General features: G+C 66.8%; 10 protein-coding genes. 5 read left to right on the top strand and 5 right to left on the bottom strand.

Annotated elements, in window-relative coordinates; genetic code table 11:
• Window positions 1-33 precede the first annotated feature (33 nt).
• Together X946_RS02175 and X946_RS02180 are read left to right on the top strand one after the other, a co-directional pair.
• Window positions 34-1500, top strand: coding sequence for an oligosaccharide flippase family protein (locus tag X946_RS02175; RefSeq protein WP_038743574.1), 1467 nt, complete (start codon window positions 34-36; stop codon window positions 1498-1500).
• Window positions 1497-3959, top strand: coding sequence for a glycosyltransferase (locus X946_RS02180; RefSeq protein ID WP_038743576.1), 2463 nt, complete (start codon window positions 1497-1499; stop codon window positions 3957-3959). Before X946_RS02175 ends, X946_RS02180 begins: the two co-directional genes overlap by 4 nt.
• A 245-nt stretch (window positions 3960-4204) precedes the next feature.
• On the opposite strand, the gene X946_RS02185 is transcribed toward X946_RS02180, so the two are convergent.
• The gene (locus tag X946_RS02185) at window positions 4205-5377 is read right to left on the bottom strand and encodes an acyltransferase family protein (protein ID WP_038743578.1); all 1173 of its coding nucleotides are present in this window, start codon (window positions 5375-5377) and stop codon (window positions 4205-4207) included.
• A 218-nt stretch (window positions 5378-5595) separates the two neighbouring features.
• Here X946_RS02185 and X946_RS35590 point away from each other — a divergent pair, with 218 nt between their 5' ends.
• Together X946_RS35590 and galU are read left to right on the top strand one after the other, a co-directional pair.
• Entirely contained in the window at window positions 5596-5739 is a 144-nt protein-coding gene (locus X946_RS35590; protein WP_009915643.1) for a hypothetical protein, read from the top strand.
• Between the two features lie 275 nt (window positions 5740-6014).
• A complete protein-coding gene (gene galU / locus X946_RS02195) occupies window positions 6015-6902 on the top strand; it encodes a UTP--glucose-1-phosphate uridylyltransferase GalU (protein WP_038743581.1) in 888 nt (295 codons plus the stop codon).
• A gap of 835 nt (window positions 6903-7737) precedes the next feature.
• Here the strand turns inward: galU and X946_RS02200 are convergent.
• Entirely contained in the window at window positions 7738-8865 is a 1128-nt protein-coding gene (locus X946_RS02200; RefSeq protein ID WP_052144976.1) for an acyltransferase family protein, read from the bottom strand.
• Between the two features lie 274 nt (window positions 8866-9139).
• Here X946_RS02200 and X946_RS02205 point away from each other — a divergent pair, with 274 nt between their 5' ends.
• Window positions 9140-9583 (top strand): HU family DNA-binding protein, encoded by a 444-nt coding sequence (locus X946_RS02205; protein WP_038743586.1) that lies wholly within the window; start codon window positions 9140-9142, stop codon window positions 9581-9583.
• 2173 nt (window positions 9584-11756) lie between these two features.
• On the opposite strand, the gene X946_RS35965 is transcribed toward X946_RS02205, so the two are convergent.
• The 3 genes from X946_RS35965 to X946_RS02225 all read right to left on the bottom strand — a co-directional run bounded on the left by X946_RS35965 (window position 11757) and on the right by X946_RS02225 (window position 14778).
• The gene (locus X946_RS35965; RefSeq protein ID WP_038743590.1) at window positions 11757-12911 is read right to left on the bottom strand and encodes a porin; all 1155 of its coding nucleotides are present in this window, start codon (window positions 12909-12911) and stop codon (window positions 11757-11759) included.
• A 459-nt stretch (window positions 12912-13370) separates the two neighbouring features.
• A complete protein-coding gene (locus X946_RS35970) occupies window positions 13371-14318 on the bottom strand; it encodes a YihY/virulence factor BrkB family protein (RefSeq protein ID WP_038743592.1) in 948 nt (315 codons plus the stop codon).
• A 226-nt stretch (window positions 14319-14544) separates the two neighbouring features.
• On the bottom strand, window positions 14545-14778 hold the full coding sequence (locus X946_RS02225) for a DUF7661 family protein (protein ID WP_038743594.1): 234 nt from the start codon (window positions 14776-14778) through the stop codon (window positions 14545-14547).
• Window positions 14779-14977: the final 199 nt, after the last annotated feature.

The raw sequence follows: 14977 nt of genomic DNA on the forward strand, positions 1-14977 counted from the left end.
CGAAAGCGGTCGCGAACGCAGCGGGGCGGCGCTATGGATAAAGGCATTCTGAAGAACGTCGCGATCAATTTCTTCGGATTGATCCTGCCGACTTTCGTGTCGCTCGTGACGGTGCCCGCGTACATCAAGGCGCTCGGCGTCGAGCGCTACGGCGTCGTGAGCCTCGTGTGGACGCTGATCGGCTATTTCGGAATCCTCGATCTCGGCATGAGCATGGCCGCGCAGAACCACATCTCGAAGGCGCTCGCGAGCGGCGACGCGAAAGAGAGCGCGCGCGTGTTCTGGAGCGCGTTCTGGCTCAATCTCGCGACCGGGATCGCGGGCGGCCTTCTGATCTACTTCGGCGCGTTCCTGTACACCGCGTACTTCACGAAAGTGTCGGTCGAACTGCAGCACGAGGTGTATCTCGCGCTGCCGTGGCTCGCGCTCGCGATTCCGCTCGCGAACGTGTCGTGGGTGTTCGCGGGCGCGATCAACGGCGCCGAGCGTTTCGGCGTGTTCAACACGAACCAGACGATCGGCACGTTCCTGTTCCAGCTGATGCCGCTCTTCGCCGCGTGGCTCGTCGCGCCGACGCTGCAGGTCGTGCTCGCGGCGGCCGTCGGCGCGCGCTTGATCGCCGCCGTGATGCTCGGCGCGGCGAGCATGAAGGTGCTCGGCATCCGCAGGATCGAGCCGCCGCAGCTCGGCACCGCGAAAGGGCTCTTCAATTTCGGCGGCTGGATGCTGATCGCGAGCACGACGAGCATGATCGCCGACACGCTCGACCGCGTGATGCTCGGCGCCGGGCTCGGCGCGAAGTACGTCACGTATTACACGGTGCCGCAGAACCTCGTCACGCGCCTGAACATGCTGCCGAACGCGCTCGTGCGCACGCTGTTTCCGCGGCTGTCGGCGCTCGGGCGCGATCACGCGGACACGCTCGTCAAGCAGTCGCTCGAATTCCTGAACGGCGTGTTCACGCCGATCGCGATCGCCGCGATCTTCGCGCTCGGGCCGTTTCTCGCGCTGTGGGTCGGCAGGGATCTCGCGGAGCTGTCGGCGCCCGTCGGGCGCGTGCTCGTGATCAGCGTGTGGCTCGTCGGCCAGGCGAGCGTCACGCGCATCCTGATCCAGTCGCAGGTCAACCCTGCGCGCGCGGCGGCCGCGGGCCTCGTGCAGATGCCGTTCTTCGTCGGCGCGCTGTGGGTCGGCATCCATCATTTCGGGCTGATCGGCGCGGCCGTCGTCGTCGCGGCGCGCGCGCTCGTCGATTACGGCGTGCTGCTGTATCTGTCCGCGATCCGGATGCGCGCGATCGCGCTCGACATGTTCGCGCACCTCGCATTCCTGCTGGCGAGCCTGTACGTCGCGCCCGCGCTGCCGGGCCTGGCCGCCGCGATCGCCGGATGCGCGGCGGCGGTCGCGCTGAACGTCGGCTGGTCGATCACGATGACGCCCGGCATGCGCGCGCTCGCGCGCAGCGTGCTCGTGCGCCTGAACTCGAGGAAGAGCGTATGAATCGCGATCTTGCAGAACATCCGTTGCAACGCGCCGCGACGTTCCAGGACGTCGAGCGCGCCGCGCGCGACGCGCGCGTCGCCGATGCGCCGCCGCCCCCGCTCCGTGCGCGCGATGCGGCCCGGCCGCTGCGCGTCGCGATCGTCCATGACTGGCTCGTCACCTACGCGGGCGCCGAGCGCGTGCTCGAGCAGATCGTCGCGTGCTTTCCGGACGCGGATCTCTTCAGCCTCGTCGATTTTCTCGACGACCGCACGTTCCTGCGCGGCAAGCCGGTCACGACGTCGTTCATCCAGAAGCTGCCGTACTCGCGCACCAAGTACCGCAGCTACCTGCCGCTGATGCCGCTCGCGATCGAGCAGCTCGACGTGTCCGCTTACGATCTCGTCATTTCGAGCAGCCATGCGGTCGCGAAGGGCATTCTCACCGGGCCGGACCAGGTGCACGTGAGCTACGTGCATTCGCCGATCCGCTATGCGTGGGACCTGCAGCATCAGTACCTCGAACAATCGCAGTTGACGCGCGGGGTCAAATCGGCGCTCGCGCGGCTGATCCTGCATTACATCCGCAACTGGGACGTGCGCACGTCGAATTCGGTCGACCGCTTCGTCGCGAACTCGGCGTTCATCGCGCGGCGCATCCACAAGGTCTATCAGCGCGACGCGGCGGTCGTGTTTCCGCCCGTCGACGTGGACGCGTTCACGCTGTCGACGCACAAGGAAGACTTCTATCTGACCGCGTCGCGGATGGTGCCGTACAAGAAAATCGATCTGATCGTCGACGCGTTCGCGCAGATGCCCGAGCGGCGGCTCGTCGTGATCGGCGACGGCCCCGACATGCGCAAGATCCGCGCGAAGGCCGCGCCGAACGTCGAAATCATGGGCTATCAGCCGTTCTCGGTGCTGCAGGACCGGATGCGCCGCGCGAAAGGGTTCGTGTTCGCGGCCGAGGAGGATTTCGGGATCTCGGTCGTCGAGGCGCAGGCGTGCGGCACGCCCGTCATCGCGTTCGGCAAGGGCGGCGCGCTCGAGACGGTGCGCGACGCGGCGTCGCACGAACGGCCGACCGGCGTGTTCTTCGACGAGCAGAGCGTGCGCGCGATCGTCGAAGCGGTCGACGATTTCGAGCGTGCGCCGGGCCGTTTCACGCCGGAGGACTGTCGCGCGAACGCCGAGCGGTTCTCCGCCGCGCATTTCCGCCGGCGCTTCGTCGCGCAGATCGATGCGCTCCTGCCGAACGCGCAGGCGCGCGCGAAGCGCGCGGACGCGACGCGGCCGAGCGGCCGCGCGGCGCTCGCGGCGAGCGGCCTGAAGGCGCTCGTGCTCGACCAGAGCGGCGTGCTGGGCGGCGCCGAGCTGTCGCTGCTCGAGATCATGAAGCATCTGCGCGATTCGGCCGACGTCGTGCTGTTCGACGACGGCCCGTTTCGCGCGGCGCTCGACGAAGCGGGCGTGCATGTCGACGTCGTCGGGCAGCGCGCGCTAGCGGGCGTGCACAAGCAGGGCGGCGTGTCGCTGCGCGCGGCGGGCAGCCTGCTCGCGCTGGTGCGCGAGGTGGCGCGCCGCGCGCGCGAGTTCGACGTGATCTACGCGAACACGCAGCGCGCGATGGTGGTCGGCGCGCTTGCCGGGCGGCTCGCGCGCAAGCCGGTCGTCTGGCATTTGCGCGACATCGTCAGCGACGCGCATTTCGGCCCGAAGCAGCGGCTCGCGATCAAGCAATGCGCGCGGCTCGGCGTGACGCGCGTGATCGCGAACTCGGACGCGTCCGCGCAGGCGTTCCTCGCGCTGACGGGCTTCGATCGCCGCGCGGTGCAGGTCGTCTTCAACGGGATCTCGGCCGAGCCGTTCGTCGCGCTGGAACCGGTGCGCCAAGCCGCGCTGCGCGTGCGCTTCGGCCTGCCGGCCGATGCGTGGATCGTCGGCTCGTTCAGCCGGCTCGCGCACTGGAAGGGGCAGCACGTGCTGCTCGAGGCGGCGCGGCTCTATCCGGACATGCACGTCGCGCTCGTCGGCGCGCCGCTGTTCGGCGAGGACGAATACGCGGCCGAGCTGCGCGGCTTCGTCGCGCTGCACGGGCTTGGCGAGCGCGTGCATTTCCTCGGCTTTCAGCGCGACGTCGCCGCGTGCATGAAGGCGGTCGACGTCGTCGCGCACACGTCGATCACGCCCGAGCCGTTCGGCCGCGTGATCGTCGAGGGAATGCTCGCGAAGCGGCCGGTCGTCGCGGCGCGCGCGGGCGGCGTCGTCGAGATCGTCGACGACGACGTGAACGGCCTGCTCTGCGAGCCCGGCGATGCTCATGCGCTCGCCGATGCGCTCGCCGCGCTGCGCACCGATGCGGTGCTGTGCGAGCGGCTCGTCGCGAGCGGTTACGACACGGCGGTGAGCCGTTTCGGTACGCGGACCTATGTCGAGCAGGTCGAGCGGATTCTCGTCGAGACTGCGCGGCGGCGGTGAAACCGGTTTGCCGTGAGCGGACGGTCGGGCGGGGTTCGGGCGGGTCGGCGCGGGCTCTTGTGCGACTCGCTTGTCGTTTGTCGCTTGTCATGTCGGCATGTGCTGGCGCGTGACGGCGCGCGTCGATGCGATGAGGTGCCGAGCGCGACCACCCGCACCACCCGCACCACCCGCACCACCCGCACCACCCGTACCACCCGTACCACCCGTACCACCCGCACCACCCGCACGGCCCGTGCCGTCCGTCAAACCGGCATCCGCTGCTGCGCGGCCGCCGCGACGGCACGCTTCGGCTTGAGGTTCGTCGACCAGCGCATCGCCGGCAACTCGAACATTCGATAGAACAGATACGCGACGGGGATGACGGCCGCGGTGAACATGAGCGACGGCCAGATCGACAACTGCAACTGCGAGCGATACAGCACCGACGCGAGGCACACGAAGAACGGCAGATGGATCAGGTACAGCGAATAGCTGAAATTGCCGAACCAAGACAGCGCCCGCATCGGCGCGGACGCCGACACGGGCCGCGCGAGCGCCGCGTACAGATAGCACGCGAAGCCTGCCGCCCAAAGCTGGAACGCGGCGTATTGCCCGAAGTGGAACGCGACGCAGCCGAGCGCGACGCCCGCCGCCGCGGCCACGTACCAGAGCCGCGACGGGGCGTGCGCGGCGTGCGCGTCGCGCTGCGCGCGAACGTCGGCGATCCACGCGCCGACCGTCCACGACAGCCAGTACGACGTGAAGAACTGCAGATCGTGCCGTTCGAGCAGCCATGCCGACGCGGCGTTGACGAGCGCGATCGCGACGACGACAGGCAGCATCCCGAAGCGGCGTCGCGCCGCGAAGAGGAGCGGGTAGATCACGTAGAACTGCACTTCGAGCGACAGCGTCCACAGCGCGCCGTTCGACCCGTACGTGTAGCCCGCGACGCCCTGCAGCGACAGCAGGTTGACGACGAACGACGCGAGCCCGATGTCGCGGATCTTGTGGCTGACGGGCTCGAACTGCAGGCTGATCGAATCGAACACGAGCGTCGCGATGAGCGCGGCGAGCAGCACCGGGTAGATCCGCGCGAAGCGGCGCGCCCAGAAATTCGGCGCGTTGAGCCGGTACGACGGATCGGCGGCGAGCTTGAGCGCGGCATTGCGGTGGATGCAATAGCCGCTGATCACGAAGAAGATCGGCACGCCGGCCGAGCCCCACGCGAACGGGAACGTCAGATAGCCGACGATCACGCTCGGGTCCAGCGCGTGGCCATACGTCCGATGGAAGCTCTGCATTCCGACCCACACGACCTGACGGCAGTGGAAATACGCGACGAGCAGCGCGGCGAAGCCTCGCAGCGCGTCGATCAGGTGTTCCTTGTGGTCGGTGGCGGGCGGCCGCGCACCCGGCGTCACGCTCGAAGCATTCATGCGGTCCGGTTCCTTGCAATGAGAAAGGCGCAAATGGCGCCATTCGATCGTAATCCGCAAGAAATCCGGGCGGGAGAATAAAAAAATCGCTTTCCGAATAAATGTAATTAATCGTATCCGTTCGTAACGCTTTTCACGTTGCGGCATGGAGGCAAATTATTTATCGATTTTTTTCTGATAGCTTGAGATCCCATGTCGATTGAAGGAAGGAGCCCACGATGGACATGCATTGGATCGCAAGCGGCGCCGTACTGCTCGTCATGGCCGTGTTGTCGGCGTATCGGGACGCGCTGAAGAACGAGCCGATCAACCGCTTCGGCTTTGGCCGCGGCGGCGCGCCTTATTCGGAGGAGTTCGAATAATTGAACGTGCCGGATCGAATCGGTAAATTGTCGCGAAGCACCCGGCAGGCCGGCAAGATCGACCGACTTCGCGACGATTATCCGAATATGCCTATATCCGGGCGGCCCTTTCATATTAATGAAAGTGGAACCGCGTCCAGCAGACTTTTATTCAGATTGATGTTTTGCCGGCGCGTCGGATGCCGATGCGCATCGTTCGTCGAGCGAAGCGGCGCGCGGCGTGCGACCCCGACATGTGACGCCCGGCCAATCGTCAACACTTTCGGGATGCGATCATGTTGAAAGTCACCAAAGCCGTGTTCCCCGTTGCCGGTCTCGGCACACGGTTTTTGCCCGCCACCAAGGCGAGTCCCAAGGAAATGCTGCCGGTCGTCGACAAGCCGCTGATTCAGTATGCGGTCGAAGAGGCGATCAACGCGGGCATCACCGAGATGATCTTCGTGACGGGGCGCAGCAAGCGCGCGATCGAGGATCACTTCGACAAGTCGTTCGAGATCGAATCCGAGCTCGAGGCGCGTGGCAAGGAGAAGCTGCTCGAGCTCGTGCGCGGCATCAAGCCGAGCCATGTCGATTGCTTCTACGTGCGCCAGGCGGCCGCGCTCGGCCTCGGCCACGCGGTGCTGTGCGCGGAGAAGCTCGTGCACGGCGAGCCGTTCGCGGTGATCCTCGCCGACGATCTGCTGCACGGCGACCAGCCGGTGCTCAAGCAGCTCGTCGACGTCTTCAACCACTATCACAGCTCGGTGATCGGCGTCGAGACGATCGAGCGTGAAGACAGCCGCTCGTACGGCGTCGTCGAAGGCCGCGAGTGGGAAGAGGACATCATCAAGCTGTCGGGCATCATCGAGAAGCCGGCGCCCGAGCATGCGCCGTCGAATCTCGGCGTCGTCGGGCGCTACGTGCTGATGCCGAGCATCTTCGATCATCTGCGCAAGATCAAGCCGGGCGCGGGCGGCGAGCTGCAGCTGACGGACGCGGTGCAGTCGCTGCTGACCGAGGAGCAGGTGCTTGCATACCGCTATTACGGCACCCGCTTCGACTGCGGCAGCAAGCTCGGCTACCTGAAGGCGACCGTCGAGCTCGCGCTCCGGCATCCGGAAGTGGGCCGCGAATTCGAGGCGTACCTGCGCAACTGCCTGCCGGCGCTCGCCGCGGTTGCTTAGCATCCCCGTCTTCTGATTCTGACGTCCAAGGGGTGTGGTGGTTGTTCCGTTCGCCCCGGTTCGCACGAGCCGGGGCATTTTTGTGTCTGGGTTGTGTCTGGGGCGCACGGCGATGCAAGGCGGCGCGGCCGCGCGCGGGCGTCCCGAATTCGAACGGCTTTCGAGCGGCAGGGTGGCCGTGGCTGCTTGCCGGTGGAGATCGTCGGCCGCAAGCAGGGTATCGCCATGCAACCGCGTGCCGACTGACATCGCTCGCCCGCGGCGGCTGTCCGGCATTCCGCCGATTGATCCCGCTTCATCGCGACCGCGTCGCGACGTTGCCGCTAGCCGAAACGCGAGCGCTGCCGGAATGAACGCATGATCGCGGGCGGCGCAGCGTAAAGCCGCGCTTGAACCGCGATTCGCAGCAGGATGGCGTCATCGCGCCGAGCGGGGCGACGTCGAGCGAACGGACCCGAGGTCGCGCGGTCGCGCATGCGTGTATGCGTGTATGCGGGCGCGCGTCCCAACTCTCCGTCCCGACCGATCCGCCGTTCGTCATCCGAAGCCTGCCTCGCCATGCGTGGCGCGGTGTGCGTGTGCATCGACGCGCCGATCGCGGCCCGCGCCGCAGTCGCGCACCGATTCGACCGCGCCGCCGCCGCCGCGCCGCCGCGCCGCCCGCACGCGGCTGCCCGCACGCGGTGGTCTCCGCACGGTAGTCCGCATGTCGCGCGCGTCCGATCGACGCCTGTCACCGCGCGACCGCGCGTTCGTGTCGCATGCGTTTGCTGTACGACGCGGCTCGCAACGGCCCTTGGCCGCCGCGAGCGCGTCCATTGCGGCATCGCGTCCGTCACCGCGCGGCCGCGCGCTCGCGCGGCGCGAACCGCCGCCGCAAGGCGGCTTCGAGCGGCTTCTTGTAGTCGAGCACACGCTTTTCCAGGTACTGCCATGAAAGGTGCGCGAGCAGCACGGACAGCGCGAACTGCAGGATTTCAGGCAGTATGTCCTGCAGCGAATGCGGCACGCGTAGCCGCTCGTAGATGCGCGGCATCACGCCGATGCGCTCCGGGATCAGGTTGTGAAACAGATAGAAACCGTAGCTGATCGTGCCGAGGTACGCGATCGGCGCCCATTCGAGCAGCGCGACGGCCGGATGTTCGGGACGGCTCACGATCCAGAACAGCACGATGCCGATCGACACGCCGAGGCCGATGTCCGCGAGGCCGCTCGCCGTCGCGGAAAGCGGCGCGGCCCACAGTGTCAGCGTCGAGCAGAACGCGACGCCCGCCGCGCCGGCCCACGGCATCAGCGTGCCGAGCACGCCTTCGGGCGCGGTCACGCCGCCGCTGCGCAGAATGCCGCCGACGCCGCCGAGCGCGATCAACGCGAAATTCCACGGCGAGAACGCGTAAATGAGCACGGGCGACGCGTGTTGCAGATAGAGCAGTAGATGCGCGGCCGCGGCGAGCGCGATGGCCGCCGCGCACAGCGCGAGATGGCGCGACGCGCGGGTGGAGAGCAGCGCGATCGGCGCGATCAGGTAGAACTGCTGTTCGACGGCGAGGCTCCAGAAATGCGACGTGGTGCCTGGCCAGCCCTCCTTGACGGCGCCGATCCAATAGTCCGACAGAAACACCGCATGCCAGCGCAGCCCGAGGTCGACGTCGTGCTGATAGAGGTGGTGATGCGCGATCGCGAGCGCGGCGAGCAGCAGATAGTAGACGGGCAGGATGCGCAGCGCGCGCTTGCCCGCGAACAGCCAGAACGCGTAGCGGCGGCACGATGCGCCGCGCTCGATCGCGAGCCGGCTGCGGTGCAGCTCGCCGACGATCAGCAAGCCGCTGATGAGGAAGAACGTCCAGACGCCGATCTGGCCGACGTCGAGCGCGCCGAAGTGCGCGCGGTGCGACAGGAAGACGAGTGTGACGGCGACGGCGCGCAAACCGTCGAGCCCTCTAACGTGTTTGACTGCGCGCATTCCAAATCCCAAACGATGCGATGCCGGCGGACAGTATAGGAATGCAAATGTCGAACATAATTCGCTCGAGCGAATCGATGCGCGACGCAAAAAGCGCTGCGCGCACGGGTCGAAACGACTTCCGTAGTCAGCGGCGCGCAACAAAACCTGCGGGAAACCCGTGGATAACGCATAAAAGTGCTGCACGAAGCGGCGCGGCGCTTGTAGAATCCGGCGTTGAAGCTCGCATGTCGCGCGCTTCGTGTATCCAACGACCACACCTGGTAGGAGAAACATGGCGACTTCCGCAAAAAAGGTGGCTAAGAAGGCTGCCGCACCGGCCAAGAAAGTGGCTGCCAAAAAAGCAGCGCCCGCGAAGAAAGTAGTGGCCAAGAAGGCTGTCGCGAAGGCGCCCGCCGCTCCGACGCCGCTGAAGGACAAGTTCACGAAGGCTTCGCTCGCAACGCACATCGCCGAGCGCGCGACCGTCGAACTGAAGGCTGTCAAGGCAGTGCTCGCGGCACTCGAGAACGTCGTGCTGGGCTCGATCCACAAGAAGGGCGCAGGCGAGTTCACGCTGCCGGGTCTGCTGAAGATCACGGCGCAAGCCGTGCCGGCGAAGAAGAAGCGCTTCGGCAAGGACCCGTTCACGGGCGAAGAGCGCTGGTTCCCGGCGAAGCCGGCCAGCGTGCGCGTGAAGGCTCGCGCGCTGAAGAAGCTGAAGGACGCGGCAGCGTAAGGACGGCGTGCGGCTTGCCGGAATCGTCCGGTAGCTGCGATAGTCCGAAAAAGTCCCCGCGTGCGAAAGCGCGCGGGGATTTTTTTGTCTGTGCGCGGCGTGACGTGATGTGGCGTGATGCGATGCCGTGTGGGCGCATGGGTGTGCGGACGTGTAGACGTGCGGGCGTGCGGGCGTGCAGACGTGGACATGCGCGCGCGCGGACGTGCTGCGGCGCGATTCGGCCTGATTCGGAGTGGTTCGGCGTGATTGGACGCGACGCGGTGCGGTGCCGCGATAGTCCGCCTCGATGCGACGAGGCGCGAGGAAGGGGCGAGGAAGCGGCGAGGAAGGCGGCTGGCGATGCGCAGCCGGTCACGCGCGAGCGCCGCGAATGCCGTCGAATGCCGTCGAATGCCGTCGCGAATGGACATTGTCTGACGTAGCCGGTAGCGGCGATCGCGGAGACGTCGCGGCGAGACAGCGAGACATGCGTCTCTCGATTGCCGCCGATCGACGGGCCGATGCCGTGACGATGCGATGCCATGTCGTCGCGTGATGCTCGACGGCGGGCTGCCGGCAGCGTGACGTTCCGCGTGCGTCGTGCGGCGCACGCAAGAGCGAGCTGAGCGCCGGCTGCTTGGTGAAACGGCCGCCGAGCGATCGAAGCGCCGAGTCGTCGACGGTCGAATGAGCCGGTGCGGCGAGCGCGTGGCGATCGGCGGCCGGCGTGCGCGATCTGCGAGTGTCGGCCTGCTGGTGTCGACCTGCGAGCATCGACCTGCGAGCGTCGACGACACATCGATGCGCGGCACACGACGTACACGCATGCGACGTGGATTCATTTCGAGATTGCGTGCGGGGGGAGGCGCGCCGCCAAGCGCCTCGCTTCGCGCTTGCATCGGCAACGCGCTGCACGGAGCGATCGGGAGGTGACGCGCGTGGTTCCGTGACGCAGCTCGCGCGAGCGCGAAACCGCGCGCGGCCCGATTGCGAACGACGACGGTCGTCGTCGCGCGGCGTCGTTTGCGTCGAATCGGCACGCGCATGCGTTGCACCGTCCGTCGGCAGCCGAACGCCTGAATCGTCGATCGATGCCGGACGCGTCGGGCGTGCCGGGACGTATGTGGCGCGGTGCAATGAAGTGCCGGCGCAAGTTCGGCATGGCGTTTTGCGCCGTTCGCGAGCGTCATGCAGGCACGCGACCGAATTCATGCATGCGGCTGACGCCCGGGACATGTGGCCACGGAACGCATGCGGCGCCGGGCGGAGGTGTCGCGCATGCCGCGCGATCGCGGCAAGGCCGATGGGCGCCGGGCGATCATTGATGTCGTCGATTGGTTGCGTACTCGCGGAGCCGGAAGGCGCGGATGAAAGGCTTGCATCGGCAGCCGCCACGGCGATTGATGGTCGATCGATCCTGCGTTCGTCGAGCAAGCCGGCTCATATCCGGTCAGATGTGATGAAGCGTCGGCATACGATCGGCGCGGCGTCGCGCAACACCAGCGAGCGGCATATGGAGGCGCTGCCGGGAACCCATCGACCGCGCGGTCGCGCTCGGAGATTTGCTGCGCGGAAAGCGTGTGCGGCAACTGACCGGCAGACCGGCAGACCGGCAGACCGGCAGACCGGCAGACCGACAGATCGACAGATCGACAGATCGACAGATCGACAGATCGACAGATCGACAGATCGACAGATCGACAGATCGACGGGATGACTTGACAACAGGACGCGACGGCGCATCTTGCCGGTCGACTCTTCCGTTCTCGACTCGTCGCCGGCTGCGTCGCGCGTCGGCCGGCTCGCGGCGGTGAAGCCGAGGGCTCACGGGCGCGCCATGGCGGCCTTGCCGGCGTCGCGAGCGAGGCGCAGGGGCGCAGGCCTCAGGAGCCTGACCGAAGCCATCGGAGCGCGTATAGCGCTCGCTGCGCGTAATCCTCTTGCGAAAAGCCTTGCGGCCCGACGCAGCCATGTGCATGCAAACAGGAGCCATGCTCGCCCGGATCGATCCCGATCGGCGATGCCGTCTCCATGACGGTCCCCCAAAAGGAAACAGCCCGATCAGCGTAAGCCGATCGGGCTGTTTCGGCCATCTCATCAAGCCGGCCGTCCGCATGGGCGTTCGGGCCGGCTTTGCGGTCGCGGCCCGCGACGCCCGAAGGCGCCGCCGAGCCGCTGCCCGCAGCTGCGCTTAGAACTTGTGGCGCAGGCCGAGCGCGACCATCTCTTGCGATTTCGTACCGTTGACGCCGTACGAGCCGATCGATGCTTGCGCCGATTGCGTCGTCGTCGCGTCGAGGCGCTGCGTGCCGCTCGCGTGCTGGTAGGCGCCGGCGAGGTACACGTCCGTGCGCTTGGACAGCGCGTAGTCCGCGCCGAGCGACACTTGGTGGTACTTCGCATCGGTGTCGCCGCTCGCCTTCGTGTATGCATAGCCGAGGCCGAGCAGTATTGCCGGCGTCGCCTGGTACGTCACGAAGCCGCGGCCCGTGTTGTACTTCTCGGTCGACGAGAAGCCCGAGAAGCCGTCCGGCTTGTATTGCGAGTTGCTGTAGCCGAGGCCGACCGTGACCGGGCCGAACACGTACTGGCCTGCCACTTGGGCGATGCCGATCGACTTCGCGCTCGTGTAGCCGGAGTTGATCGCGCCGTCGAAGATCGCGTCGGACGAACCGCTCCACGTCGAGCGCACGCCGCTCGCCGGCGACGGGTTCGACGTGTAGAAATAGCCGGCGGCGACGCCGATCGGGCCGTTGTTGTAAGCGGCGGCTGCCGACCACGTCTGGCCTTGGCCGGGCGAACCCGCGATGCCGCTGAAGCCGTACAGGGCTTCGAACTGGAAGCCGGCGAACACGGGCGACGTGTACTTGACCGTGTTGTTCACGCGCAGGCTGTTGTCGTTGTTGTCGACGTCGCCCGGCGTGGCGAACAGGCTGCCGAAGTAGTTGTCCGCGGTGACCGGCTGAACCAGGTCGACGAGCGGATCGTACTGGCGGCCGAGCGTCAGCGTGCCGTATTGATCGCTTTGCAGACCGACGAACGCCTGGCGGCCGAACATGCGCTTGCCTTGGCCGAGCGTGCCGTCGTTCGAGTTGAAGCCGTTTTCCAACTGGAAGATCGCCTTCAGGCCGGCGCCGAGGTCTTCGGTGCCCTTCAGGCCCCAGCGGCTGCCTTGCAGGTTGCCGCTGCCCATCAGCCACGCGTTGTTGGCCTTGCCATCGTTGCCGTGGACGTAGGTGATCGACGTGTCAATCACGCCATACAGCGTGACGCTGCTTTGAGCCTGAGCTGCACCGGCGGCGCCCAGCAGGGCGAGCGAGAGGGTAGACAGAGCAAGTTTCTTCATCGAGTTATTTCTCCACGCGAGTGAGTCGTTATTTGTTGCGGATTGGAGAATAGCGCACTGCACCAGACGCAAGAAATCCAAAAAAATAAAGTGTCTCAAAAAGGTGACAGCGACGGAAAGTCGTTTTATATCAACTAGATAAGAGATTGTTTCGATTCGGGGAGCACCGGAAGATTGTTGCGGTGCGATTGTTGCGGAAACGAACGTTGCCCCCGTGTAGCCATGCCTTTTCGGCCTGTTTCTGCAACGAAATCTAGGTGGGCAAACGTTTGCGCGTGCGAGGCGAACCACGGCGGCGATCGATGTGCGCGCGGCGGCCTCGACCGGATGCGGCGCGACGCGGTTGCGTCGTGGCGCTCGGTGCGCGGATGCGTCGAGCCGAACGTTTGCGTGCGCGCAAGAACCGGAAAGGCGGGCGTAAGGAGCGGGCCGTACCGAGAGAGGCGGCGGTTTGGCGCGTCAATCGCGCGAGCCGCTGCGTGCCGTCGCGGCCTTTCCGCCGATTTCGGCTTCGGCCTCGGCCTCGGCCGAGAGGGCGTCCGACGCGTGCGCCGCGCCGCGCGCCGCCGCGAACTCCGCGCCGAGCAGCAGCACCGCGGCCGAGAAGTACAGCCACATCAGCAGCACCGCGAACGATCCCGCCGCGCCGAACGCGCTCGCGGTGCCCGCGTGCGCGAGGTACAGCGCGAACAGCTTCTTGCCCGCCGAGAACAGCACGGCGGAGACGATGCCGCCCGTCATCGCGTCGCGATTCGATACGCGTGCGTCCGGCAGGAACTTCATCAGCGTGCCGAACGCGAACGCGAGCACCGCGATGCCGATCGAGAACTGCAGCAGATTGCCGATCACGACGTACGGCGACGCGCCCCACAGCCAGCGGCCGATGAACGTGATCGCGGTGTCGAGCACGAGCGACACGATCAGCAGGAACGCGACGCCGAGCACCAGCCCGAACGAGATCAGCCGCACCCGCACGAGGCCGAGCACCGAGGATGCGCGTGTGCCGGTGGCGGGCCAGATCACGCTGAGCGCCGTGTTGAGCGACGCGAACGTCGCCGATGCGCCGAGCGCGAGCATCGCGAACGAGATCAGCGCCGCGAGGCCGCCGCGGCTGCCGCTGCGGTGCGCGCTCTCGACGATCGTCTGCACGCCGGCCGCCGCCTCGTTGCCGATCAGCTCGTGCACGTGGCTGAATACCTCGCCGCGCGCGGCGTCGGCGCCGAAGAACCAGCCGGCGACCGCGATCACCATCACGAGCGTCGGCGCGAGCGAGAACGCCGAATAGAACGCGATGCTCGCGGCCATCGCGGCGCAGCGGTCGGAGGAGAAGCGTTTGAACGCGTTGACCGCCCAGTTGACGTTGTGGCGGACGAGCTTGTGCGGTTGCTGTGGAATCAAGGGTTTCATGGATTGCGCGTACGGGCGCGAACATGGTGGGCGCGCCGGAGTCGTTTGCCGTTCTTGCGTCGGACGCCGGCCGATGAGAAAAGTTTATTCAATCCGGCGAACACGGGCGACGGCACGGGGCGCAGGGGCCGGACGCGCGTGGCTTTGCTGCGCCTTCGGGGCGGCGGGCGCGTGCCGTCGCGGTTCGCCGTTGCGGTCGCGGAGGCGGCCGCCGCTCGCCGCGCGGTCAATCGGGCTCGGGCAGATCGAGACACCGGACGTCGCCGTTGTCGGGCGTCGCGCTTTCGTGAAACAGGTCGCCGAGATATTGGCCGAGTTCTTCGGCTTCGAGGAAATCGGGAATGACGAAATGCGCGGGACGACGCTTGCCGTCCGAGCCGGGATAGAACGGCACCCAGCGATCCTGCGCGCGTTCGACGAGGATCTGCTTGCCGAATACGTCGAAGCGGAGAGTCGTCATGCGTGGGGCTCCCGAAGGTTGGGCGTTTCGGCCTCGTGAGCCGCGGTGATCGTTCGCGCGGCTTTCATGCCTGTACGCGCGCTGCGCGAACGATGGCGTTCTTGCCGCGGCGCGCGCTTGCTCGACGCGAACGCGGCCACAACGCGACGTTAGCAGAAAATCGCCCGGTGATGCGCTCGATGCGTCGGTGCATTCGACG

The organism is Burkholderia sp. ABCPW 111 (assembly GCF_000773065.1).
Classification (GTDB): Bacteria; Pseudomonadota; Gammaproteobacteria; order Burkholderiales; family Burkholderiaceae; genus Burkholderia; species Burkholderia savannae.